This is a genomic window from Bradyrhizobium sp. CCGUVB23 (assembly GCF_024199885.1).
Lineage (GTDB): Bacteria > Pseudomonadota > Alphaproteobacteria > Rhizobiales > Xanthobacteraceae > Bradyrhizobium.
Map to the genome: position 1 here is coordinate 2,495,593 of NZ_JANADQ010000001.1, position 22,293 is coordinate 2,517,885.

18 protein-coding genes and 4 pseudogenes are annotated in these 22,293 nt (G+C 60.8%); 5 read left to right on the forward strand and 17 right to left on the reverse strand.

Annotation, left to right across the window (positions count from 1 at the left end; all coding sequences use genetic code 11):
• Positions 1 to 21: 21 nt before the first annotated feature.
• The 10 genes and pseudogenes from trbL to NLN62_RS11465 all read right to left on the reverse strand — a co-directional run bounded on the left by trbL (position 22) and on the right by NLN62_RS11465 (position 10,265).
• Positions 22 to 906 carry a P-type conjugative transfer protein TrbL gene (gene trbL / locus NLN62_RS11420; protein WP_254108820.1) on the reverse strand — a complete coding sequence of 295 codons (885 nt, stop codon included), beginning with the start codon at positions 904 to 906 and terminating at the stop codon, positions 22 to 24.
• Positions 907 to 1,002: 96 nt separating this feature from the next.
• A pseudogene (locus NLN62_RS11425) lies at positions 1,003 to 2,280 on the reverse strand (type IV secretory system conjugative DNA transfer family protein); the annotation flags it as partial.
• A 92-nt stretch (positions 2,281 to 2,372) separates the two neighbouring features.
• A complete protein-coding gene (locus NLN62_RS11430) occupies positions 2,373 to 2,822 on the reverse strand; it encodes a CopG family transcriptional regulator (protein ID WP_254108821.1) in 450 nt (149 codons plus the stop codon).
• A 10-nt stretch (positions 2,823 to 2,832) separates the two neighbouring features.
• Positions 2,833 to 4,809 (reverse strand): conjugal transfer protein TraG, encoded by a 1,977-nt coding sequence (locus tag NLN62_RS11435; protein ID WP_254108822.1) that lies wholly within the window; start codon positions 4,807 to 4,809, stop codon positions 2,833 to 2,835.
• A gap of 91 nt (positions 4,810 to 4,900) precedes the next feature.
• On the reverse strand, positions 4,901 to 6,628 hold the full coding sequence (locus NLN62_RS11440; RefSeq protein WP_254108823.1) for a DUF3363 domain-containing protein: 1,728 nt from the start codon (positions 6,626 to 6,628) through the stop codon (positions 4,901 to 4,903).
• A gap of 241 nt (positions 6,629 to 6,869) precedes the next feature.
• Positions 6,870 to 7,568, reverse strand: coding sequence for a lytic transglycosylase domain-containing protein (locus NLN62_RS11445; RefSeq protein ID WP_371933119.1), 699 nt, complete (start codon positions 7,566 to 7,568; stop codon positions 6,870 to 6,872).
• A gap of 212 nt (positions 7,569 to 7,780) precedes the next feature.
• On the reverse strand, positions 7,781 to 8,287 hold the full coding sequence (locus NLN62_RS11450; RefSeq protein WP_371932971.1) for a S26 family signal peptidase: 507 nt from the start codon (positions 8,285 to 8,287) through the stop codon (positions 7,781 to 7,783).
• Entirely contained in the window at positions 8,287 to 8,751 is a 465-nt protein-coding gene (locus NLN62_RS11455; RefSeq protein WP_254108824.1) for a DUF2840 domain-containing protein, read from the reverse strand. The genes NLN62_RS11450 and NLN62_RS11455 overlap by 1 nt, the downstream gene beginning before the upstream one ends.
• Before the next feature lie 338 nt (positions 8,752 to 9,089).
• Positions 9,090 to 9,983 (reverse strand): annotated as a pseudogene (locus tag NLN62_RS11460) (replication initiator protein A); the annotation flags it as partial.
• Between the two features lie 3 nt (positions 9,984 to 9,986).
• The gene (locus tag NLN62_RS11465; protein ID WP_254108825.1) at positions 9,987 to 10,265 is read right to left on the reverse strand and encodes an AlpA family transcriptional regulator; all 279 of its coding nucleotides are present in this window, start codon (positions 10,263 to 10,265) and stop codon (positions 9,987 to 9,989) included.
• Positions 10,266 to 11,551: 1,286 nt separating this feature from the next.
• Here NLN62_RS11465 and NLN62_RS11470 point away from each other — a divergent pair.
• Positions 11,552 to 12,757, forward strand: a complete 1,206-nt coding sequence (locus NLN62_RS11470) for a sulfotransferase (RefSeq protein ID WP_305881671.1) — start codon at positions 11,552 to 11,554, stop codon at positions 12,755 to 12,757.
• 636 nt (positions 12,758 to 13,393) lie between these two features.
• On the opposite strand, the gene NLN62_RS11475 is transcribed toward NLN62_RS11470, so the two are convergent.
• The 3 genes from NLN62_RS11475 to NLN62_RS11485 form a co-directional block, all read right to left on the reverse strand.
• Positions 13,394 to 13,915: a DUF2285 domain-containing protein gene (locus NLN62_RS11475; RefSeq protein ID WP_084801357.1), complete on the reverse strand. Its 522-nt coding sequence runs from the start codon at positions 13,913 to 13,915 to the stop codon at positions 13,394 to 13,396.
• 58 nt (positions 13,916 to 13,973) lie between these two features.
• Positions 13,974 to 14,162: a transcriptional regulator domain-containing protein gene (locus NLN62_RS11480; protein ID WP_084801356.1), complete on the reverse strand. Its 189-nt coding sequence runs from the start codon at positions 14,160 to 14,162 to the stop codon at positions 13,974 to 13,976.
• A 162-nt stretch (positions 14,163 to 14,324) separates the two neighbouring features.
• On the reverse strand, positions 14,325 to 14,603 hold the full coding sequence (locus NLN62_RS11485; RefSeq protein ID WP_084801355.1) for a DNA -binding domain-containing protein: 279 nt from the start codon (positions 14,601 to 14,603) through the stop codon (positions 14,325 to 14,327).
• Positions 14,604 to 14,706: 103 nt separating this feature from the next.
• Here NLN62_RS11485 and NLN62_RS11490 point away from each other — a divergent pair, with 103 nt between their 5' ends.
• Together NLN62_RS11490 and NLN62_RS11495 are read left to right on the forward strand one after the other, a co-directional pair.
• Positions 14,707 to 14,988, forward strand: a complete 282-nt coding sequence (locus NLN62_RS11490; RefSeq protein ID WP_035661631.1) for a helix-turn-helix domain-containing protein — start codon at positions 14,707 to 14,709, stop codon at positions 14,986 to 14,988.
• A 30-nt stretch (positions 14,989 to 15,018) separates the two neighbouring features.
• A pseudogene (locus NLN62_RS11495) lies at positions 15,019 to 15,268 on the forward strand (helix-turn-helix domain-containing protein).
• Between the two features lie 106 nt (positions 15,269 to 15,374).
• Here the strand turns inward: NLN62_RS11495 and NLN62_RS11500 are convergent.
• A complete protein-coding gene (locus tag NLN62_RS11500; RefSeq protein ID WP_254103129.1) occupies positions 15,375 to 15,695 on the reverse strand; it encodes a DUF736 domain-containing protein in 321 nt (106 codons plus the stop codon).
• 1,296 nt (positions 15,696 to 16,991) lie between these two features.
• Between NLN62_RS11500 and NLN62_RS11505 the strand changes: the two genes are divergently transcribed.
• Positions 16,992 to 19,265 carry a hypothetical protein gene (locus tag NLN62_RS11505; protein ID WP_254108826.1) on the forward strand — a complete coding sequence of 758 codons (2,274 nt, stop codon included), beginning with the start codon at positions 16,992 to 16,994 and terminating at the stop codon, positions 19,263 to 19,265.
• A gap of 381 nt (positions 19,266 to 19,646) precedes the next feature.
• Positions 19,647 to 19,817 carry a hypothetical protein gene (locus tag NLN62_RS11510; RefSeq protein ID WP_254108827.1) on the forward strand — a complete coding sequence of 57 codons (171 nt, stop codon included), beginning with the start codon at positions 19,647 to 19,649 and terminating at the stop codon, positions 19,815 to 19,817.
• A gap of 216 nt (positions 19,818 to 20,033) precedes the next feature.
• Here NLN62_RS11510 and NLN62_RS11515 read toward each other — a convergent pair whose 3' ends face one another.
• From NLN62_RS11515 to NLN62_RS11525, 3 genes and pseudogenes are all read right to left on the reverse strand, one after another.
• Positions 20,034 to 20,705 carry a flavin reductase family protein gene (locus NLN62_RS11515; protein ID WP_254113452.1) on the reverse strand — a complete coding sequence of 224 codons (672 nt, stop codon included), beginning with the start codon at positions 20,703 to 20,705 and terminating at the stop codon, positions 20,034 to 20,036.
• Between the two features lie 39 nt (positions 20,706 to 20,744).
• Positions 20,745 to 21,041 (reverse strand): annotated as a pseudogene (locus tag NLN62_RS11520) (FAD-binding oxidoreductase); the annotation flags it as partial.
• A 10-nt stretch (positions 21,042 to 21,051) separates the two neighbouring features.
• Entirely contained in the window at positions 21,052 to 22,125 is a 1,074-nt protein-coding gene (locus NLN62_RS11525) for an aromatic ring-hydroxylating dioxygenase subunit alpha (RefSeq protein ID WP_254108828.1), read from the reverse strand.
• Positions 22,126 to 22,293: the final 168 nt, after the last annotated feature.

Sequence of the window (22,293 nt, forward strand, 5' to 3'; positions counted from 1 at the left end):
CGCCTGACGGGTGCTGCCGCGCTACTTGCCGCAGCACGGCTCGCACCAGCGAGACCGGAGGCGACACCGCTGGCGCCGGACCGGTCGGCTGAGGCGAGGCTGTAGGCGGAGGATGCCGCCCGCCATCGACGCGCCACCACGTGCGGCCGCCGCGGCCCCGGAGGCTGCGACCATCGCTCCCCTTCCGGCTAGGCCAAGCGCGGCGCCCCCCGCCATCGCCGTACCGGCGACGGCAAGGCCGGTGCCGACGGCAGCACCCGCGCCGAGCTGCGGCGCACCTGAGACAAGACCGGTTGCGATGCCGGGCCCGAAGATGCCGAGGCCGAGAAAGGCGAGCGCCGCGAGCACGACGGAGAGCACCTGCTCGATGGTCGGCTGACCTCCAGCATGGACAGTGGTGAACTTGGAGAACAGCCCGGTGCCGATGCCGACGATGACGGCAAACACCATGACCTTCACGCCGGAGGCGACGACGTTGCCCAGCACCTTCTCCGCGAGGAAGGCGGTATTGTTGAAGAGGGCGAAGGGAATGAGGATGAAGCCGGCAAGCATCGTCAGCTTGAACTCGAGCAACGTGACGAACAGTTGCACCGTCAGAATGAAGGAGGCGATGAGCACCAAGAGCCAGGACACCATCAGCACGGCGATCTGGACGAAATTGGCCAAGAATCTGGTGAAGCCCATATCTGGCTTGCCGCGTCCAGCAGCGGCTGCCCGGCGTCGAGGGCCGACCTGTGCGAGCCGGCCGGGCCGCAGGAAGTCCGCTGTCGAGATCGACGAGCCGCCGGCCTTCAGGCCGAGACCGGCGAAGCTGTTGAAGATGACCCTTGAGAGACTTTTGAAATTGGTGATGATGAAGGCGAAGAAACTGATGTAGAGCGTCTTCTTGACCAGAGCCTCGGGCACCGGTCATCCCGGTGGGATCGTCGTGGAGACCGCCAACCATGATCTCGGTCTCTCCCAAATCTCGCCCCCAACCTCTCACAGAGATGCGCATTGGGCGTCTTCATCGAGTTCATCCACGACGTCAGACGCGAACTCGTTGTCGAGGGGTTCCTTCTTCTCCACAGTGTCACGAGCCAGTTCCAGTTGCCGCCGGTCGGCGCTGTTCGGGTCATCTACGTCGGTCCGGTCGTCGGCCGAGGCGAGCGGGGCCGTGGGGGCGCGGCGGGAGTGGCCGTGAACTCCAATCGTCCGGCCGGCTGTCGCTGGGCTTGGTCAGCGCCGGTGGCGCCAAGATGCGCTCCTGAAAACGGCTGTCCTCGCGGATCGGATGGAGGCCCGACATCATGACAATCTCATCTGATGGCGGGAGCTGCATCATCTCGCCGGGGCTCAGGAGCGGGCGGGCGGTCTCCGACCGCGACACCATGAGGTGACCGAGCCAAGGGTGCCAGCCGGCTGCCGGCATAGTTCTTCATCGCCTTTATCTCGGTCGCCATCCCCAGTGCGTCGGACACCCCGCTTTGGCATCCTTTCGTCATTGGTCGCGAAGCTGACCCGAACGTAACAGTTGTCGAGGATCGAGTTGTTTGGCCCGTAGACCTTCTCGAGCCGGCGGCCATAAAGGCTAGCGCGGACTCAAAGAAGTCGAGCCGGCCGAGCGCAGGAAATTCATCGAGCATCAGGAGGAGCCGGCGTCGTCCTGCCTTGGCCTTAAGATCCTCGGTCAAGCGGCAGTCGATCTGATTGAGGATCAGCCGGATCGGCGGTCTTGTGCGGTTGACGTCCGATGGCGGCACGACGAGGTACAGCGTGGACGTTCGACCTCTCCCGACAATGTCGGTGATCCGCCAGTCGCAACGTCGTGTCACTTCTGCCACGACGGGATCTCGGTAGAGGCCTAGGAACGACATTGCCGTGCTCAGGACACCGGAGCGTTCGTTGCCGGACTTGTTGAGCAGCTCACGTGCGGCGGAGGCGACGACGGGATGGACGCCGGCCTCGCCTAAATGCGCCGTGCGCATCATTGCCGCGAGCGTCGTCTCGATCGGCCGCTCAGGATCGGACAGGAAGGTCGCGACGCCGGCGAGGGTCTTGTCCTCCTCTGCGTAGAGGACATGGAGAATGGCGCCGACTAGCAATGCGTGGCTGGTCTTCGCCCAGTGGTTCCGCTTCTCGAGGTTACCATCAGGGTCGACGAGGATGTCGGCGATGTTCTGGACGTCGCACACCTCCCACTCGCCGCGGCCAACGGGTTATAGGCTGACGACTTCGCGTTGGTGGGAACAGAAGGAAGCGGCCGTGCTGGGCGCGAAAGCCGGCGGTGAACTGCCAGTGCACCTGACAGGAATGAAAGAATATCATCGAGAGTGCTTCAGCTCTGACGATGGCGATCGCGGTCTGGCGTAGCGAAAGAAATGGCGGGTCGATCAGGCGGGCTCGGCTTTGTCTTGTGTCGGATCAAGACTTCCCGTGTCATACGATTCGAGACTGACTTCCTTGAGAAGCGACGATCCGCTGGAGAGCCGCCGTCCGAGCGCTTCGACAAAGCGATCGTAGCGTTCAGCGCCCTTGGCGCGCGCTGCTGGGCTCGATTGCTCCGGCAATGCCGGAGTTGCCGTCAACCAGAAGCGGATGAACAGGGCAATCGTTTCCAGGGTAACACCGTCATTGCGCTCCAGGCGCTCGAGCACGCGCACGATCCGGTCGAGCCGCTTGGCTATCGCCGCTTCCCGCCTTTCGAACTCATCGGGAGACAGAAAGGAGGCAATGGCAGCCTCCGCAACCAGCGACTTGGGCTTGCCCTGACGTTTTGCGAATGCCTCAAGGCTGCGAAAGATCTCTGGATCGAGGTAGATGCTGAGCTGGGCCTTCTTCATCGCGCCATCCTCAGAGGCCCATCTTATCGTCGGGGTCGAGGCTGACCGAACGTGCAAGCCCCTGCATCGAGCGGTTCGGTGCCGTCGCTTGCACAGCATCGGCATCGCTATCATCGAGCATGGCATCAAATTCGTTATCGGCGCGCGGCGCTGAGATCACGACCTCCTCCTGCTGAGGCAGTTCTGGCTCGCGTCGAATGCCACCATTCCCTTCGCGGACGTTGCGCTTCAACGCGGTAAGCAGATCGATCGAGGGCGGAATCGGTGTATGGGCCGACCAATCGTCGGGCTGCGAGACCAAGCCGACTGGAACGCTGCGCGACGGGCCTAATATCCGGCCTTGTAATTGCGGATCTTCGTAGTAGCGGACCTTGCGCGCGCGCACGGGATGCACGCCTGAGACCATCACAACGGCCTCGCTGGCCGAGAGCTGCATGACTTCCCCGGGTGTGAGCAGCGGACGAGATGTTTCCTGGCGGCTGACCATCAGGTGGCCAAGCCATGGCGAGAGCCGATGCCCGGCATAGTTCTTCATCGCGCGCATTTCGGTGGCAGTTCCGAGCGCGTCGGACACGCGTTTGGCCGTGCGCTCGTCGTTGGTCGAGAAGGCAACGCGGATATGGCAATTGTCGAGGATTGCGTGGTTCGCCCCATAGGCGCGCTCGAGCTGGTTCAGGCTCTGGGTGATGAGAAAGCTGCGGATGCCATAGCCTGCCATGAAGGCGAGCTGGCTCTCGAAGAAGTCGAGCCGGCCGAGGGCTGCGAACTCATCGAGCATCAGGAGCAGCTTCTGCCGCCGTCGGTCGGTATCGAGGCTCTCGGTTAACCGCCGCCCGATCTGGTTGAGCACGAGCCGCATCAAGGGCTTTGTCCGGGCGATGTCGGAGGGCGGCACCACAAGGTAAAGCGAGATCGGTCGGGGTCCATCGACAAGATCGCGAATACGCCAGTCGCTCCGCCCCGTGACCTTGGCAACCACGGGGTCCCGGTAGAGCCCTAGGAAGCTCATCGTGGTCGACAGTACGCCGGAACGTTCATTTTCACTCTTGTTGAGGAGTTCGCGCGCCGCCGAAGCCACGACCGGATGGACACGCTCTCCCAGATGGGGCGTCGCCAACATCGCGTTCAGGGTCGTTTCGATCGGGCGCAACGGGTCCGACAGGAAGTTGGCAACGCCGGCAAGCGTCTTGTCTGGTTCCGCGTAGAGAACATGGAGAATTGCCCCAACCAGTAGGGAATGGCTGGTCTTCTCCCAGTGATTGCGACGCTCGAGCGCGCCTTCGGGATCGACGAGAATGTCGGCGATGTTCTGGGCGTCGCGGACCTCGCAGTCGCCCCGGCGAATCTCGAGCAGAGGATTGTAGGCCGCGCTCGCCGGATTGGTCGGGTCAAATAACAGCACTGGCCCAAAGCGGGCGCGCCATCCGGACGTCAACTGGAAATTCTCGCCCTTGATGTCGTGGACGATCGTGGAGTTCGGCCAGGTCAGCAGTGTCGGAATGACAAGGCCGACACCTTTGCCGGAACGGGTCGGGGCAAAGCACAAGACATGCTCGGGTCCATCGTGCCGGAGGTAACGGCCCTCGAAGCGACCGAGCACGACGCCATCTTGCCCCAGAAGTCCCGCACGGCGAACCTCCCGCGCATCCGCCCAACGGGACGACCCATATGTTGTCACATGCTGAGCCTCCTTTGCCCGCCACACCGAAAGGAAGATGGCGACGCCGACCGATGCGATCCCGCCGCTTGCGGCGATGCACGCTCCCTTGACGAAGATGACAGGCGCGTAGGCGTCGAACTCGAACCACCAAAGAAAGAAGGCAGCCGGTTGGTAGATAGGCCAGCCCGCGATCATGAACCAGGCTGGCCCGAGCTGCGGCTGGAAAGCCAGACGCCAAGCCGTCCATTCGGTGGCCGCCCAGAGGAAAGCGAGCACGACCATCGAGACAAAGAGCAGTTGACCCCAAAGAATCTTCGTTGCGGGCATGGCCAGAATTGATGCGCACGGCGAGGGCGCCATTCAACGGCTATCCTGTCGAGGTCGCGGTGTCGCGCAGCATGGCGAAGAGATCGGCGGGTTAGAGCGAAAGGTCGCGCTTGCGCCCAAAACTCCAGTCGACCCCGCCGGGACCTGCGATGCCGCTGACCTGTTTGCCCAGCTCACGCTCGAGCGACGGTGTCCAGGGCACGAGCTGGAAGCCAAGCCCGTTGTCGATCATGGCAAAGCGACCGGAGGCGAGCGAGACCCTTTGGCGGTAAACGCCCGCGATGGTCTCTCCCGCCTCAGCGGGCAAATGCGCCAGCCCTGTTTCAGAGGCCAAGCGCCGACCCACGGTAACGAGCTCACGGTTGCGCAAAGTGCCAATCAGGTTGCGGCCTAATGTGACTTTGTCGCCATCCCGGCGGGCAAGCCCCTGCTCTACCAGCGCATCGATCCGGCGATCGAGCGCGGCCCGAACCTCGGCGCCGAAACCGCCGCGCGCGAGATCGACAGGCTCACGAGCGACCAGGCGCCGGTCGAGCCAGGTCGCCCCTTCCGAAGCCACCTGCTGGTCGAGATTAAGATCTGAGCGGACGGCAAGCGCGATTCGCTGGCGGCCCCTCGTATCCTCGAAGCGACGCAGTTCGACGATACCGCCAACCGGACCGTCGCCGGCCGCATCGATGTCGGGAAGCCTGAGATGATGCACACGTCCGTCAATCCCGTCGACAACGGCGAATGCCGATCCCTTGAGCTCATCATCGAGGCCGCGGGTGATAAGGCGGCCGATAACGAGTTCGCCATGGCGTTCGCCTTCGAGCGCCCAGGAGGATGGCGCACGAGAGGCGCCATCCTTTGCGAGTGTCTTGTGCAGCCGCTTGATGATATCGCCGCGTTCTGAAAGCGCACGCAAGCGCAGCTCCGTATCAGGGGCGAGAACCCAACGCGCGGGACCGGCGGGCTCAGCGAGCCCCAGCCGCTCGAGCGTCCGCATCCGGCCAATCCGGATCTCGCGCAATGGGTCGGACCCGCCGCCGCGCTCTGGCCGCAGATCGATCACCCCGTCCGTCCGTCCCGCTTCCCGAGCAAGCGCGCGGTCAAGCCGCGTCCAGCGCTCGGCCGCAACCTCTGCCTCAAGGCCGCGCCGAACCTCAAGCTCCGATCGGGGACCAAGCTCGCGCGTGACGAGATCACTTGCGCGGGCCCGCAGGCCTTTGCTGATATAATCGCGGCTGATCACCAGATCGGAACCATCGTCTGCACGGCCGCGCACAAGGATGTGGATATGCGGATGCTCAGTGTTCCAATGGTCGATGGCGACCCAGTCGAGCCGCGTACCGAGATCGCGTGAGGCCTGATCCATCAACTCGCGCGTAAAGCTCCGTAAGCTTCCCAATTCGCCGGCGTCATCCGGCGAGACGATGAAGCGAAAATGATGCCGATCGTTCTCGCAGCGCTCGGCAAAGCCTCGGCCATCTGCGCCATCTCCGGCAGCATCGAATAGTTCGCCACGCGATCCGTCACGGGTGACGCCGTCACGCCGCAGGTAACCGATATGGGCCCGCAGGCCGCCTGGCGAGCGCATCCGCCGCACGACACGCGCCTTGACCATGGCACCGCGGCCTCGTTCTTGCAGGAGCCGGTTGGCGCTAAGGGTCGCAGCGCGCCCACGCCCAAACCGGCCGCCACGAGTGCCGGCACGACGTGAAAGACCGCCGGCCTTCTGCGCGGCTTGGAGCGCTTGCGCCAGGAAGGGCTTTGCCCGCGGCCAGCGTGTCGAGCGAATTTGGCCTGGGCGGACGCGAAAATCATCGTTACGCGTCATCTTGGTCCCCGCAATGTGCAGAAAGTCGAGCCAAAACAGTGTCGTGGCGAAAATGACAAGTTGTGGCAGATGTTCGCAATGTTTGGAGCGTATCTGAATTTGCTGGCAATTCTCACCCGACCGACCGGCCGCACCTTGCGGCTTTTATCCTGCCATCCGCGATCGACTAGCCCCTGCTCCCTCCCCAGCACTCTCCAACGCGCGACAAACTTCGACAACATGCGACGAAATGCGATTGCGATCATCGGGACTCCGCTTCGGTTGATCGCTGCACAAAGAGCTTGGTCGCGCCAGATACGAAGGCAAGCATTCCCAGGTTCGAGAGATCTTTCGGGCTGTTCATTGAATGCAGAGCCGATGTCGATCTGGCATTGACCGACGCGCCGTCGGAGCGATCAAAGAATAGTGCTGCCTGCTGCCACGTAAGAGTGCGTCGGGCAGCCAAAGTGGCATACCGGTCTCGTGTGATTCCGATCAATCCTGCGAGCCTGGCGACGTAAACCTGCGTTTCCCGAGGTAGTGGTCGCCCCGTAGCCAGATGCGCCTCGTACCGCTCTGGACCGGCGTTGTAAGCTGCGAGAAATCCTCCCGACCCAAACCGATCGAGCATCTCGCGAAGGTAGGCGGTGCCTGCGAGAATGTTGTCGCGGGGGTCAAAGGGGTCGACACCGAGGCTGTAGCGAATACTCAGGTCGACCCAGGTCTCAGGCATGATTTGCATCAGGCCCAATGCTCCCCGAGAGGAAACGGCGCCCACGTTTCCGCCGCTCTCGACCCGCACGACAGCACGGATCCAGTGCTCCGGGATCGCAAATTTGCGGGAAGCTTCGGCGACGAAGGCGGTATGTGGATCGACATCCACGGAGCTGAGCGAATGGGACTCAAGCGCCGGGATTGCGGTCTCAGCCAAAGCGTCCGACGAGAGTTCAAGAACCAGCACAGCACCCAAGGCGCAGACCGCCACTAAAGAGATCGAACTGCAAGCGTTTGCGCTCGCGAAGGGTACGGGTAGCGGGCTCGGCCGCTGCGTGCGAGGCCATCGCCGACAAGCACCGCGCACGATCGTCTTCAAGAATCTGGCCGGGACGGAGCGAAGGTGCGGCGATCCATCGACCGGCGGTATTGCATATCCACAAAGCAGGCTCAGCAAGATCAGTCTTCCTTTGTCCACACGGGGAGCGCTTGTCCGATCACGGCGGATGCTGGAATTGGCCCGAAGTAGCGGCCATCAAAGGAATCCGCCGACTGCCAGTTCATGAGAAAGACTTCATCTGACGCTATGAGGTGGCATCCGAGCCAAACCGGCAGCGGCCGGCCACGTGCATCGCGCTCCCGCGCCAGTCCCATCTCGATGTTGTCGACGGAGATGGCGAGGCCAGTTCTGCAAACGGTTTGCCCCGGCAGCGCCAGGACGCGTTTGAGCATGGGAACACCGGTCGGCAGATAACCGTTCAAGTCCAGGAAGCTCGCAAGTGGCTCGGGCGGCCGAACCGCCACGAGTTCAGTGACAGTCAATTGTCGCGCTGGTTGCAGTCGATAGAAGCCGATCGGAACGCTGTCTGAAGCGTTCCAGATGTACGATGGCGGCGCCTCTCTGTCCGAGCACAGCGCCAGAGCTGCCGATCCGCAGATGGCAAGCATAATTGATAGCCGTTCCATCAGTGCTCCCGTCTTCGACGTCGCAGCCAAGCCTGATGGCGCGCACGGGTGTAGGTTCGCGGGCTTTCGTTGACAGAGAGACGGTTGTGAACGTGATGCCAGTACTCGGGCGCAGCATCTGCAGGATTGATACCAAGTGCCTCCACCGCATCGATCAATTGCAGTGCGCGCTCGACCTTTGTCCAACCTGACAATCGCATCAGGCTCTCCCCGCCGGGATTGACCCAAGGGACCGTCGAATATCGCTGCTGGGGCACTGCGGCGCGCAAAATGTCGATGCGGGACAGAACGGTTCCAAAATCGTTGGACGTCCAGCGTACGAATGCAAAAATGCTGCCGGTTGCGAATGACAGAACGCGGCGGTGGCGGTCAATGACCTTTTCCGATACGGGCTGGCCGAACCGAATTCGGTTCTCGAACCGCCCTTCGACCCACAAGAGTTCAACGGTTGTGACATCGCTCATCTAGCGGCTCCTTTGTTCACAGACGTCTCTGGTCCGCGCCAACAGGCGCTTATCTTTCGGCAAATGGCAGTAATAACGTTGGCTGCAGCTGAGTGGCTGTCGTGAGCTGGAGGTCGGCGCCGCTCCTGGATTTTCGCGGCGGTTACCTTGCCGATCGCAGACGAACGGATCTGACCCGTTATAAGCAATCCGAGGGATTGGGGATTGGCAGAGTTAGGGGATTGGAAAGCGATCGCACAGCAAACCCTTGGCAGTGATTTCCGTTCCCGATAGTACGAAGGTGCGGCCGCCGATGGCACGAAAATTCTGGTCCGTGATAGCACGATGCAATTCACAGGCTTTCCTCCGGCCTTGAGATGCGCCCGCACCTTCCCAGCCTTTCTGCAGAGGGGACGGACCTGAAGTGGCGCGAAGTTCGATCGCTCCACACCGTCAGTGTCACGCGTAATGACAAGCCGATACGCGGGTGAAGTCTGCCGACGGACGAACTGGCGCGGGTCGTAAGCAAAGTGCTTGAGCGGGGATCGGCTACCCGACTTGGCGTGGAGGTTTACGAAATCAAAGCTCCAGCCGCACGTTTGACGTCGGCCATGTTTTCGCAGGAGGCGAACGAGCCAGCATTCAAATCTACCAATCAGATCGAAATAGGCTCGGTCGATCGTCAACACGAGGGCATCATCGAGAACCCCCGTGTAGAGCCAATCCGGTAAGATCAGCTCGATTCCGCAGGCATAGCGGTGCATATCTGCCGTTTCCTTCCATCTGTTGATCCGGAGAAGCGGTGCCGGCGGCGCTCGGTCGGCCGGCGGATCGCGTACACGACCGTTACTGATTGCAGCCGGTCGAGTGCTGCCTTGACGTTCGCAGTCGCGCACGCTGGTGCCGCGATCTACGTAGGTCAGGATCTCGTATGAAGTGGGTTCATCAATCCGGATGGCTTCAAGCCGGTATCTCGAGCCTCGACAATCTGCAAAGCGGTCCAGATCACAACGTCCGCATCCCAAATCCGCTCCACGCCATGTTCCGGCACAGCCTCCATACGAATCGTGATTGTCCCGGCGCGGAGGTCGATTGGCACAATCCGTTTCGACTTTGCCGGCGAGAAGAGCGGATATGCCGTCAGGTCTGACGCATCGCGCGGCATGAGATCGCCGGGCAATGAGCGAAACAGATCTGAGTTGGCCGCGCTCCGAGTGACGTTGCCCATAAGCAAAACATGTGTCGTTCGACATGGATCAGCGCCGCTCCTTGCCCGCATACGGAATGGGTGCATGCCGCTTCGCAGGCAAGACCGTGCCTATGCCGGGATCGCTGGTTGATTTCTTTGCTCCGCGGTCCACCCAGGCTTTTAGGTCTTCGAGCGCATAAACAACGCGCCCACCAAGCTTGCGATAGGTCGGCCCGGTGCCATAGGTGCGATGCTTTTCCAAAGTTCGGCCGGACAGGCCGAGAAAGCGTGCCGCTTCGGGGGTTCGTAAGTATCGCGGCGGCAGGCCGGCGGTCGGATCGGGCATTTGAGAGGCTCCGTGCTCATCTGGAGGGCTCGCGCGTCTGATCGCGCGCCGACGAGCATGATGGCGGAGTAGAAGCACTTAAGGGGATGCCGAAGATGCGGGGCTGATTTTCGGCACCCCTGCTCCGTTCCTTGCGAGATGACAGGCAGAGCACCATCCGTCGATCTCCGCTCCTCAGCACCAAACAGGTTACGCAAAGCGATAGTCAGCTGGGTCGTTCGAGGGTTTAGAGGCGCGCTGAGGAATCGTTCGAGGTCGACCACCAATTGTGCGATGGCGCGGTGGGCATCGATTCCTTCGACGGCTCGCAGCATCAACCTCAAACCTTCGCGGCGCTGGGGTAAATGAACAGAGGTCCCGGTGGGCGGCGCGCGATGGTGCGCCACGGACGATATAAGGCGTCTGCGCTGGTATCGAAAGCTGCATCGAGCGGCAGTTTGACTGGATAACGCGCACAGAACTGATTGCCGTGTCTCTTTCAGATACGGGGGTCGTTAAACGGATACGGCATCAATCCACGCTCTGAATGTGTTCGATCAAAACTATTGATTTTTGCCGATCTTACGAGTGGCGGATAATACGGGTCAGGTTGGCAAACACAGAAATGGACCGATTATCATCTTTGCCAAGGCTTCTGAGAAGAACTCTAACGTTTGCGGCGAGCATCGGCCAACACCAGCCCATTGCGACCCTTTGGCTGGCGAGGAAAACGGCATCGTGCCGGCTCGAAGCGACGGACTTCCTCTGTCGCGTAGCCGCCTGTTTCCAATAAACCACGGTATAGGTATTCAGAGGCTCTCTATATCGCTTAGCTCCGTGCGACTGAGCGATGCTTCGGGATCTCTGGCCTCGCAAGGAATTGGTCGCAGCCGATTGCAGGTCCAGTGCTGTGGCTGGCTAGATGGTTTGAATTCATCGCACCCAGATCGTGCGAAACATGGATCGGCTCGTCTTCGCGAGGCGCTGCGATTGGGAGCGATAGAAGATCCAATCTGTGCGCAACAACACTGAACAACCAGCAATCTCTGTACGCAATGCCTTAATCGGACGTGCCGTGCTTGCGTCGATCTGAAGCGCGCGGTGGGCGATCATGCAGCGAAGAAGCCAGAGCGCGACCACAATGTCATCGGATGTTGTCGCGGCATGATGTCATCCTCGCGAACGGCACGTCATCTGAGGATGGGGATGGTTGAAACCCATCTGAATCGCCATTGCTGGCGATGTTTCTTTCGACCGGACGAAGGGTTCAGGACGGACGCTCGGTCTGGCCAAGGATAGGATGTTGAATGATGAACCACGATGTAAGCAATTCGCCTGCGCTGTGCTTTGTTCTCGGTCTTCCGCGCTCGGGGACGACGCTGCTAGCGCATTTGCTTCAGCGGCACCCGGATATTTTGGCTCCGCCTGAGCCCTGGCTCATGTTGGCACTTGAGGCCTTCGGTAAAGTGGACCACCGTCACCCAGCCGGCGCATCACTGGTTCACACCGCAACCTCGGAGTTCTTGGGACGGATAGATCGAGCGATCGTTACCCGCGCTTTTGCCGATGCGGCTTATGGCCGGTATTTGGCCGCTGCAGGCAAGCGCACCCTCCTAGACAAGACGCCGCGCTATTGGACGGTGCTCGACTTCTTGGATTCCCTCTATCCGGAGGCACCGCGTCTCGTTCTCATGCGCAACCCCTACGCCATTGCCGCATCACTGAAATCGACGTGGGGCGTCCCTCTCCTGGCCGCAAGTTGCCCGTCCGCGATCGCATCATGTCTTGCCGATATCGCGCTGGGCCAGCCCACCCCCGCAATCGCATCGTCTCTCGCCGACCTCGTTCTGGGCCTGCCCGCGCTAGCAGCGTACCGCAGTCGACCTCAGACGCAGGTGGTACACTACGAGGTCCTTGTGGCGCAGCCCGACGAGGAAATCCGGTGCGTGCTTGCTGGCCTTGGTTACACTCCGGCCGACATGTCATCGGCGCCGATGGGGCAAACGGACTATCTTCGGACCAGCACTTTCGGGGATCGCAAGATCCTGGAGAGAAAAACCGTCGATGACCGCTCAGTACAGGCTTGGCAATCTGACTTGAGCGTCGAAGAGATGCAGGTCGTGACCGACCTGGTGGGGGCGGAGCTTTTGATAGAGCTCGGTTATGAGCAGGACCTTCAGTTCGCAAAGCAAGCCGGCGTCGTTGATAAGGGGCCAGAAGCAACGGAAGGCTATCGCCACTTGTTTCGGACCTGCTGGGATTTCCTGGACGGCAAGACAGGAGGATCGTTCGACATCGCCGCTGATGGCGCCGAACGAGACAGTATTGGTCGGCAAGCTGAGGAAAACTCCTCGTTGGCTTTCGGGCCCTCGGTATTTCAGCAAGCGCAACGTCTGGCCGCGACCAAGAAGGAAGAGAATTTGCGGATGGCAAAATCGATCGCGGCGCAGTTGAATGAGGAACTCACGGCTTCGAAGGCCGATCGAGATGCGCTGCCGGGAGGCCATTCGTGAACGCGTGCCAGCATGATGACATTGCGGGGGCAAGATCATGCGGCTCGGGCAGACCTCGTCATTTCAGATGGCAATCTGAGACACCGCTTCAGCTATCATGCGCAAGAAAACTGACATTGGAGAACCACCTGCGAGATTTGAGACAGAGATGGCCGAGGTATCCGGGACAGGTCAGAGCGATTGCTCGCTTGCTCTCGTCAGAATTTCCCGAGCGCCAGGCGCATAGGCAATGCACAAGCCGCTCTTCTACAATTGAGCTCGCTAAATTTCAGGGAACCTCAGCGCGTCCGAGGGCTTGACCTCGGCCGACCTACCCAGTCCAGCCAGTCTGGCGTCAGAGCTGACGTTTGCTTACTGCAAGCGAAATGAACCCGCAGCGTGTTGCGGCACCCGGCGATGGCTCCGCAACACGCCAAGACTTGCATTCCAGGTTCGGTCACGATGGCACTAAAGCGCGATGAGATTAGGATGAATCGTCATCGCGCTTTAGGTTATTGTTTGCGCATGATCTCCACGCAAACGCGTTCCGCGTTTGTCGCGAGGGAAAACCGCTTCACACTTTGCGCTAACGCGGCCCTTCGGGTCCGGATCATGCTTTAAAGGACTCCTCTCGCAGGTTGAGCAATGATTTTCGCCTCACGATTTTTTGCGAGACGCAGGACGGAGCAAGGCACGATAGCCGCGGCGCATCAGCGCCAAACCCGCCTTAACCAGGCGAATAACTCGGCTGCGCAGGTCGTGGGTTTTCCAGGCGCGCTCGGAGACGCGTCTTGAACCAAACAACACCTCGGCGATGGCTCGATAGGAGGCGCCATCCATGCATCCATCGAGGGCGCGCAGCGCCAGCGCCAATCGCTTACGTCGTTGTACCGATAGATGATGAAACGGAGGTCCTGGCGGGCGACCGTTGATCGCACGCAACAACCGATTTGCGGCATGGGCACGGATCTCAAACGCGTCAGGCGGCAGTTCGAATGCATAAGTGGCACCGAACTGCGGGGCCTGTTTCAGCCACAGATGATGTTTGGCTCCCTGAATGCGCAATACAACATGCCAACCATCCGCCGCCTTTCTGATCCTGTCCGATGCAGGTTCGGCAAGCGCAAGCGCAGCGGCAACGATATCCGAGCCGGAAGCGCTCCGAACGATCGGTAGCACCGCCGGTAAAGCCTCCGGCGCCCAGAAGATGGCCTGCTGATGAAAGGACCTCTGCGGGTCATGAGCGAAAGCAGAGGCCCCATCTCCTCCGAAATTCAGGAGTCACCTGCCCGTGTTTCGAAACCGTGTTCCGATAGTCAGCTTGATACTTGGGATTGCGACGGAGGATTTCCCAGGCGAAATCCGACGTCTCGCCATCTTTGACGCTCTGATACGACGCCGGTGAGCGCCAGTCGAATTTAGACACTGCTGTGATCTCCCGCCAAATCGAAATTGCGGCGCAGTGTCTATAAATCCTGGGGTTGTTGTGGTAGCCACAAATTGTGCATCACGCGTGATGCAAATAGTCGATCACGCCATCAACGGGAGAAGTTCTTTCTCCCTGCGCAATCCAGGCGATGAATTTTTGCTATTTTGGAGCGCCAACACGAAGCAAGTCGCGGTAGCCGTGGTCCGCCATCCATTTTGCGCGTGCCAAATGGCTGTCGAATGCATTGCGAGCGCGCCCTGGCTCGCGATCCGGATCGATGTGCAACACGATCCTGGCAACTTCGCTCCAATCAGCGCCATCCGCCTCGGCATCGAGGAGTCGCCAATACGTCACCAGATGCTGCTGGTCATAGGACGTCAGCTCCGATTCATTCGGCGCCGCGTCCGCGACATCAGGATCTAACGCCGGCTCTTTCATGTCAGCTCACGCGGCGAGTTCGTTATCTTCAGTTGACGAACTTACCGTAATAGAGCGGTTATAGCCAGTGGTTTGATGGCCGGCCCAATGGCTGCTTTGGCGCATGAAAGCTCGTGCGCTTGTGGCCTGGAATGTGCGCCGGATCCGCGTGGATCTCGGTATTCCGCAGGAGCAATTGGCTTACGATGCGGAGATTGACCGCTCATATCTGGGCGGCGTAGAGCGGCAAGAGGAGAACCCGACAATCGATCTTCTCGACCGGATCGCTAAAACGCTTGGTGTTCATTTATCTGAGTTCTTTGTCCAACCACCCAAGGGAGCAACCTCCCACAAGACATTGCGCAAAGGTCGCAAGCCGGCTCGTCCACGTCACAAGAAGAAATAGCGGGACTGCTCGCATAAGTTCGCCGAAAACATCACAGTTTGGACGGCCAGAGTTTCGAAAAGGCTGCGGAAGCGAAAAGGCTTCACGCAGGAGAAAATTCGCCGATGCCTTTGGCGTTACTCAACAATACATCAGCGGGTTGAAATGTGGTCAGCGCAATCCGACTGTAGTGACGCTGTTCGAGCTCGCAAGCACGCTGGGCGTCAGTCACGTCAACCTTATCTTGCCTGACGAAGAATTTTGCAAAGCACGTCCCAAGATCGCGAAGCGAAATTCATAAATCCGATCGATTGCGGATCAATCCGGCGGTCTGGGCCATTTTTTTCTGCTGGCGTCAAAGAACGCCCCGCCCGATTGGATCGGGCGGGGCGTAGGTGTTGTGAGGCTTACTCGCCGGTCTTGCGCGGCCGCGACCAGAGCAGCGTACAGCCTTCGCCGTCTTCATCGTCGAACAGGTTCGCGTAGATCGGCGCGTTGAACGAGGGGTCATCGAGCTTGAGCGAGAGGTAGTCGCGGCCTTCCTCGGAGCGCTTGGACCAGGCCGCCCCGATTTCTGCCCGGCCCACATAGACGCGGTGGCTGGGAGCGTTCTCGTTTGAGCGGTTGGCCTCGGCGACGATGCGGACGCCCCTGGCCTGTAGGCTCAGCGTGACGATCTCGCCCTGGAAGTCGGAGCCGACCTTCTTGAAAGAACCGATGGTAGCCATGTCACTTCTCCTTGGTTTGTTTCGAGCCCCGCGACCACCGCGGCCTCGATGGCGATCTGAAGGCCGAAGACGATCGGCGACGCACCCGCGTCTTCCCGCGGGCCGGAGCGTTAAGCGGAGGATGCCGGCGGGGAGACTTTCTTGCCTCGCGAGGAATGGGCGTTAGCCCAGGGGAAGAAAGTCTCACCGGCGGCATTGCGTCTCAGACGATCGAGGCGCAGCCGGTCTTCGGCCAGATCAAGCCAACGAGGCGAGGTGCGTCCGAGCGCTGAACACAGACTTAAGCGGGAAAGACGTGGCAGACCTCGCTTTGCAACACAAGAAAGCGGCAGGTCTCGGCGCAGAGAAAGAAAGAGCGTGCGGGAAAAGGCGACACGACATTGCCGTTGCGCAGCGGTTGCGACCAAGCATCTACCGTCCACCGCTCACGGAGGGCCGAGTGGAGCCGTCGGTCTGATCTAGCGTTACGAAGTAGCGGGAATCAGCCATTGAGCGATGATCTCTGTCTTGAAGAGAGAGCCATCAAGGCGGTACGGCGGTTACGCGAAGCTCTGCTGTCGCAAATTCGGAAAACTGCGCAAGCGGCCGCACATCGAGCGCTCATGAGCTTGCTGCCAGATTTCGACCGAGCAATCCTCGAGGTTCGACCTCCATCAATCGGGCCGAAGCTACTTGATGTGGGTGCGAGAGCGGTCACCCAATCGGACGAGGCGCGGCAGGTCTTCAACGATGCGGCTGAGGGGCTCGCCAGGCCCCGACTGCTCGCGAGGTGCAGTTGGCCTATGTTCACCTGCGAAAGCACATCGCGAACGGTCCCGATTTAGATGATGGCTGACCGACCACAGCTTAACTGGATGACCTATTTGCCGCTTCGATCATTGCCTCAACTTATCACGAACTGGTTCGCATCCGGGCGGCGGCTGTGAAAGGGCGGCGCTGAACCGCCAGGTCTTCGATCGAACATCCTCGTGAACGGGAACGCCGCGCGGCCAACTGGAGCGCGACGGCACCACTGGCACTCCGCCGCACGTACGTCCAGTACCTGCCGGGGGCTACACCAGTCCGGCTTCGTTCAGCGCTGGCAGTGCTGCGCCGCGAACTGATGGCCTGCTTGCGATCAGGACGCGGTGTCTGCCGGGCAGAAGACTCAAGACCACGGGATCTTCCATGGAATTGGAGGCCACGATGATTCGGATTCTTTTTTGTGCATCCGCGAGAATGCTTTTCGTCAGCTAATGGTCAGCCAGGCGATTTATCCTGACAGGCTTCGCATTATCGCCTGGATCGGAGGTGGATATGACGGGCATTGGCCGGCTGCGGCCTTTCAAGTCGCAGGTTGAGGCTGCTAGAGCGGACAGCACGTCGGGATCGAGCAGTTCGCGCTCGGAATCAGGACTTGCCGCTGGGGAAGGTAGCCAATCGTTCGATTCCGTCTTGGAGCGGATGCGCTCTGGGCCTCAAGACAGAACGGCGCCGGACCTCAGCCAGCCGCGAGCTTCGGGTACGGAGGTCCCCATTTCGGCGACAGGCGACGAGATCGAGGCAGCAAAGCGACAAATGGACGGCCTGCTTGAGGAACTTGACACTTGCCGTAATGCGGCCACGCAAGTGTTGCGGAACTCGTCGGAGGCGCAAGAGCGGATCGACCAGCTCGTCAAGGCAGGCGCAAAAGTTCTGGACTACCGCACGACCCTGCCCCCGCATGTGGCGCGTAGGGTTCTGTCCGATGATCGGGCTCGCCGGCTCCGCGACGAGGTGCTCCATGCGGCGGACCAATGCAACACACTGGCCACCCAGACTATCTACACCTTGGAGCAGAGCAGGAAGAGTGCGGCCACCGTGCTCGACCGGATGCGCCGATCCAACGCTCCCTCTGACCAGCTGAGCCGAGCGGTTTTTAGTGTGGCGGACCGCTATGCGGCCTGCATGACGTGGTGGGGAAAGAAGGCATTGCGCTCGGAACGGATGCAGACCGTCTGCGCCGCCACCGCCAACTTACCAAGTACAACGGCCGAGATGCGGCAGGCCGAAGAGGCGGCACTGCGGCTGCACACCGGCTGGGCACTCAATACGAAGTGCATGCATCTGCAATCGCGGATCGCTCTCGCGCAGGTCATGATTGAGCCGCAGGCGAGCACGTTCGAACCAGCCTTGAGGGATATCCTGATGGGTGAGAACGGGCGGGTGCGTCTGCTGGGAACCTTCATCGAAGATGTTTTTCCTGCATTCGTCTCGACGGCCGATGCCGTTCTAAACAGCAAAGGACGCGCACTCGATGCAGAGCACTGCGCCGTTCTGGAAGGAGTCATGGAGCGGCTTTCGGAATTTGCGTCGGCGTTGCATGACATCGGTGCCAAGCTAAGCGATGTCGGAACAGGTGCCGATCTCCCATTGGAGCTCTTGGGTAAGATCGTGGAAGGCGCGTGGGTCACTGCGCACGAGGCGATGCGCTTCCTGGCACTGCAGCCGAAGACCGCAGCCAACATTGCACCGCCGGCCGACGCTCGGGCTGCGATACCGACCAACGCGACCGGCGATGCTGCATTGGCGGAAGGCACGACAGCGCGCAGGAAGGGGAAAGGCAAGCGCACGCCGGCCGCTGGCGCCGGGAGCTCAGCGACCGGGCGGACGCAGCCGCAGGTCGCTACGTCCGAGACGGCGCCAGCAGCCAAGGTTCTCGTGCTCTCGGATCTGGGAACGAAGAAGCTCGTGAGCGCAGAGGAGGCGCATGCGAGGGCATCATCGTCGGCGACGCACTTGGCAATCTGGCAGGCCCCGCCGTCGATGGAGGCACTGACGCCACTCCTCAAGCGTTTGGACGAACTTTTGCAATTCGATCTGGCTGGTCAGCAAAGGACCGCCTCGCAAGTGCGCGAGATGAAACCCGAGGACGCCGACCACGTCGTGGACACCGTGGTCAAGCGCCTGCAGACCCAGGCCACGGAGATGCAGGCCTGTGTGGCCGCGTTGGAGGAGCCTCGCCGGCGCGGTCTACTCACGCCTGTGCAGTTGCGCGAAGTGCACGACAAAATAGTCCGGCTCAAAGTGATGGGGTCCGAGGCCCAGGGGCTGGCCAAGGCTTTGAACGAGCGAAAGGCCACGACGAGGATTGATTGCATGAAGACGTATGCCTTTCCGTCGCAGAAGTACCTTGAACACTTGCGGGCGGCCGAGGAATTGGCGCCTGCGGATGTACCGCGCGCGTTAAAGGGCGAGCCAGGTGCGCTGTTTGAGATCAAGCTGCAACCCAGGGCGCTGCGCAATGGTGCAATTCCGAATCCGATGTGGGTGCACATCCATACGAAGCGGCCGGTGCACGCGCGGCAGTTGGCGACGCTTGATGACGCCGACTTCGCCGCTTGCCACGTCAAGTCCAATGAGCAGCGCGGCTACAACCGGCAGTGGCAGAACGCCCAGGCAGCGACGGGGCATGAGAGCGTCGTGGTCCACCGCGGAAAGCTCACGCCTGGGTTCTGTAAGCCCTTGTTGACCACGGCGCTTAGCGGCCACCCAGGCTATCCGTTTGCTGAGGCGGAGCACTGGTCGACGCAGGCCGCTCGACACTTGTAGTTGGGGCGTCTCACGGTAGAGCGCCTCGTGGTGACACCATCAGTGAGACCTCAGGCTCCGGAGCCAGGAAGCCGTGATCAGGTCGCTGTCCTTCGGCAGGCGGTAGACTGAAAGCTTCCGAGACGAAGTCCTGTCGCTCGCCGCCGAACGCACGGCCAGCTCTCGCGGTGATCGCTCCGAAAAGCAGTTCCAAAGCCCATGTTGCCGAAGCCAAGCCCCTGATGACGACCAGGAATTGGGCCGATCACGGCTCCTCCCACTTGTTGCACTGGCGCCGGCAGCTCAGGCCTTGAAAGGCTGCAACTTTGCAACCTGGCTCGGACTCCACACCGCTGCTGCGGACCACGGGTGGAAAGCAGAAAGCTCGGCGAGACGTTTCGCATGGATGAGCGAGCCCTGCGCAGGCTGCTGACCATTGCAGCGAGGGCGGCGGTGCGTTGGGCAATGGGCAAAGGCTCGCCAAATGTGTGGCTCATGCGCATGCTGAATCGCAGACCGCCCATTCTCGTGATCGTTGCCCTCGCCAACAAGATGTCCACGCAAGGGCATTGATGGCCAGAGACGGAATTTATTGAGTTCTAACTAAAGCGCGATGAGATTAGGATGAATCATCATCGCGCTTTAGGTTATTGTTTGAGCGCATGATCTTTTCGGAAAGCCGCTTCACACTTTTCCGAATCATGCTCCAGCTACCCCGGATAGTTCTGCCGCCACGCCTTGAAGTGTGAGAAGGTCAAACAGAGCATGGCGGTCTTGCGGCGCCGCGTCCTAGACCACGCTGGCGTCAGAGCCATGACGCCGGATCTGCGTTCGATCGGGCGTATCGACGGTTAAGCTACCGCTGGCCGCGCGCGAGACACAGGTGCAGAGCTTGCTGTTTATCGCCCGCTCTTCACTGCTGAAGAAGACGTCACGATGATCGACATGGACCGACGGCTCCAAGATCGGCAGGACGCAGAGGCCGCATTCTCCGCGCCGGCAACCGAAGATCATCTCGACGCCAGCATCTTCAAGCGCCTCCAGCATGGAGCGATTGGCAGGGACGTCGATTTCTAGACCCAATCGGGGAATCCTGATCTTGAACGGCGCATCCGCAATGTTGCCGGCATTGCCAAACGTCTCATAGCGGAGGTGCGGCGCGGGCCTGCCCGCTTCGCGCCACAAGCGCTTTGCCACCTCCAACATCCCGAATGGGCCACACACATAGAGCTCGCCGCGCGGATCCAGTTTGGCGATCTCGCCGGCGATATCGATGCGCTGTCCCTCTTCACTGACAAAGATCTGGAGCCGTTCGCCAATGTAGCGGGCAAGTTCCTCCGCGAACGCCAGGTCGAGACGGCTGCGCGCTGCATAAAGCAGGCGAAACTTCGCGCCCGTTTGCTTCAGCGCGAGCGCCATTGTGTAGATCGGCGTAATGCCGATGCCACCGGCCAGCAGCAAATAGTCCGGCCGGCCATAGCTCAACTCAAAGCTATTCCTCGGCTCGGAGATCGTGAGCCGTTCGCCCGTCCTGAGGTGCCACATGCCGGCTGACCCGCCCCGGCTGGAAGCGAGCCGCTTGACGGCGATGCGATAGAGCCCGTCCCCGCAAGGTCCTACCAGCGAATAGCTACGAAGCTGCGCCCGCCCATCAATCGGCACGACAACGTCGATGTGACTGCCAGGCGTTATCCTGATCAACGGCCGATCCGGCTCGATCTCGAAAAGACGGACGTCGGGCGTGAGATCGCGCGTGGCGCGAAGACGTGCACTCATCCGTTCCATCGGCTTGGCCATGCCTTTTCGCTTATTCAGCTGCAACGTCTTCGATCACGCCGTCCTGTTCGCCGGCCATCATCCGGTCGATCAGCCGCCGTGCCCAGAGCGCGCCCGCATCGATGTTGAGATCGTAAAAAGGCGAGCGCGGGTTCTTGTCGATGGCGGCCTGCTGCGCCTCCAAGATCCTGTGATCCTGATCGTAGACGCCTGCCCCGCCATTGACGTGGGCCAGCTGGAGCTCTCTCGTCAGTTCCACATCATCCTTCCGATAATTTCGGACGAAGTTCCAGAAATAGTGGCAGGTCGTCTCGGTTTCGGGCGTGATCGCCGCCAAGAACGCGCCGCTGACGCCGTGCGAGCGATCGCCTTGCGGCGCGCCCGTATTTGTCAGCGCCACGCCGACGTCGCCGACCACGACCGACGGTGCCTGAAAGGTCACGATCTGCCAGCGATCGACGCGGCCCGGCCGTGCGAGCTGACGCCCCCAGAATGGGGGCGGCTCGATGTCGATCATCCAGCGCGTCATCGTCGCCGTGTTGTCCGTGTGGGTCACATCGAAGGGCGCAGCCGTGATCGCCTCGTCGCCGATGCTGCCGGCGTGCACATAGGTCTCGTGCGTGAGGTCCATGAGGTTGTCGACCACCAGGCGATAGTCGCATTTCAACTGATAGAAAGTGCCACCCTCGCCAACCCATTGTGTGCCACCGTTCCAGTGAAAATCCGGAATTTTGTCAGCGTCCGCAAGCGCTGGATCGCCGGGCCAGAGCCAGACGAGGCGATGTCGCTCAGCGACCGGATAGGCACGCACGCAGGCTGACGGATTGATCGTCTTCTGTGCAGGCATGTAGGAACAGCGTCCGGCCGAATTGAAGACCAGCCCGTGATAGCCGCACATGACGTCATCGCCCTTGAGATGTCCGAGCGACAACGGCAGCAGCCGGTGCCAGCAGGCATCCTCCAGCGCTGTGATGGCGCCATCCGTGCGGCGGTAGAGCACGACGTTCTTGCCGCAGATGGTGCGGGCGGAAAGCTCGCGGGCGATCTCGTGACACCAAGCAGCCGCGTACCAGGCATTGAGCGGAAAGGCTTTGGGTGCGTTCATCGGGCAGCTATCTCCATGGTTCGGTCGATGGTCGCGGGCTTGCCGTCTTAACTCCCACTTTCGAGCAGATTGCGTTGGCAATGGTGGTCGGACAATCGGACAGAGTTGATATCCCTTATCTACTCTTTCGATATCGCATCGTTTTTTCGCCGGGAGAGTCTTGAGGAG

Coding starts and splice junctions, on each gene's coding strand:
- NLN62_RS11430 (WP_254108821.1), bottom strand. CDS start 2,822: ATGAAGAAGGCCCAGCTCAGCATCTACCTCGATCCAGAGATCTTTCGC.
- NLN62_RS11435 (WP_254108822.1), bottom strand. CDS start 4,809: ATGCCCGCAACGAAGATTCTTTGGGGTCAACTGCTCTTTGTCTCGATG.
- NLN62_RS11440 (WP_254108823.1), bottom strand. CDS start 6,628: ATGACGCGTAACGATGATTTTCGCGTCCGCCCAGGCCAAATTCGCTCG.
- NLN62_RS11450 (WP_371932971.1), bottom strand. CDS start 8,287: ATGGAACGGCTATCAATTATGCTTGCCATCTGCGGATCGGCAGCTCTG.
- NLN62_RS11455 (WP_254108824.1), bottom strand. CDS start 8,751: ATGAGCGATGTCACAACCGTTGAACTCTTGTGGGTCGAAGGGCGGTTC.
- NLN62_RS11465 (WP_254108825.1), bottom strand. CDS start 10,265: ATGCCCGATCCGACCGCCGGCCTGCCGCCGCGATACTTACGAACCCCC.
- NLN62_RS11470 (WP_305881671.1), top strand. CDS start 11,552: ATGATGAACCACGATGTAAGCAATTCGCCTGCGCTGTGCTTTGTTCTC.
- NLN62_RS11485 (WP_084801355.1), bottom strand. CDS start 14,603: ATGAAAGAGCCGGCGTTAGATCCTGATGTCGCGGACGCGGCGCCGAAT.
- NLN62_RS11490 (WP_035661631.1), top strand. CDS start 14,707: ATGAAAGCTCGTGCGCTTGTGGCCTGGAATGTGCGCCGGATCCGCGTG.
- NLN62_RS11500 (WP_254103129.1), bottom strand. CDS start 15,695: ATGGCTACCATCGGTTCTTTCAAGAAGGTCGGCTCCGACTTCCAGGGC.
- NLN62_RS11505 (WP_254108826.1), top strand. CDS start 16,992: ATGACGGGCATTGGCCGGCTGCGGCCTTTCAAGTCGCAGGTTGAGGCT.
- NLN62_RS11510 (WP_254108827.1), top strand. CDS start 19,647: ATGGATGAGCGAGCCCTGCGCAGGCTGCTGACCATTGCAGCGAGGGCG.
- NLN62_RS11525 (WP_254108828.1), bottom strand. CDS start 22,125: ATGAACGCACCCAAAGCCTTTCCGCTCAATGCCTGGTACGCGGCTGCT.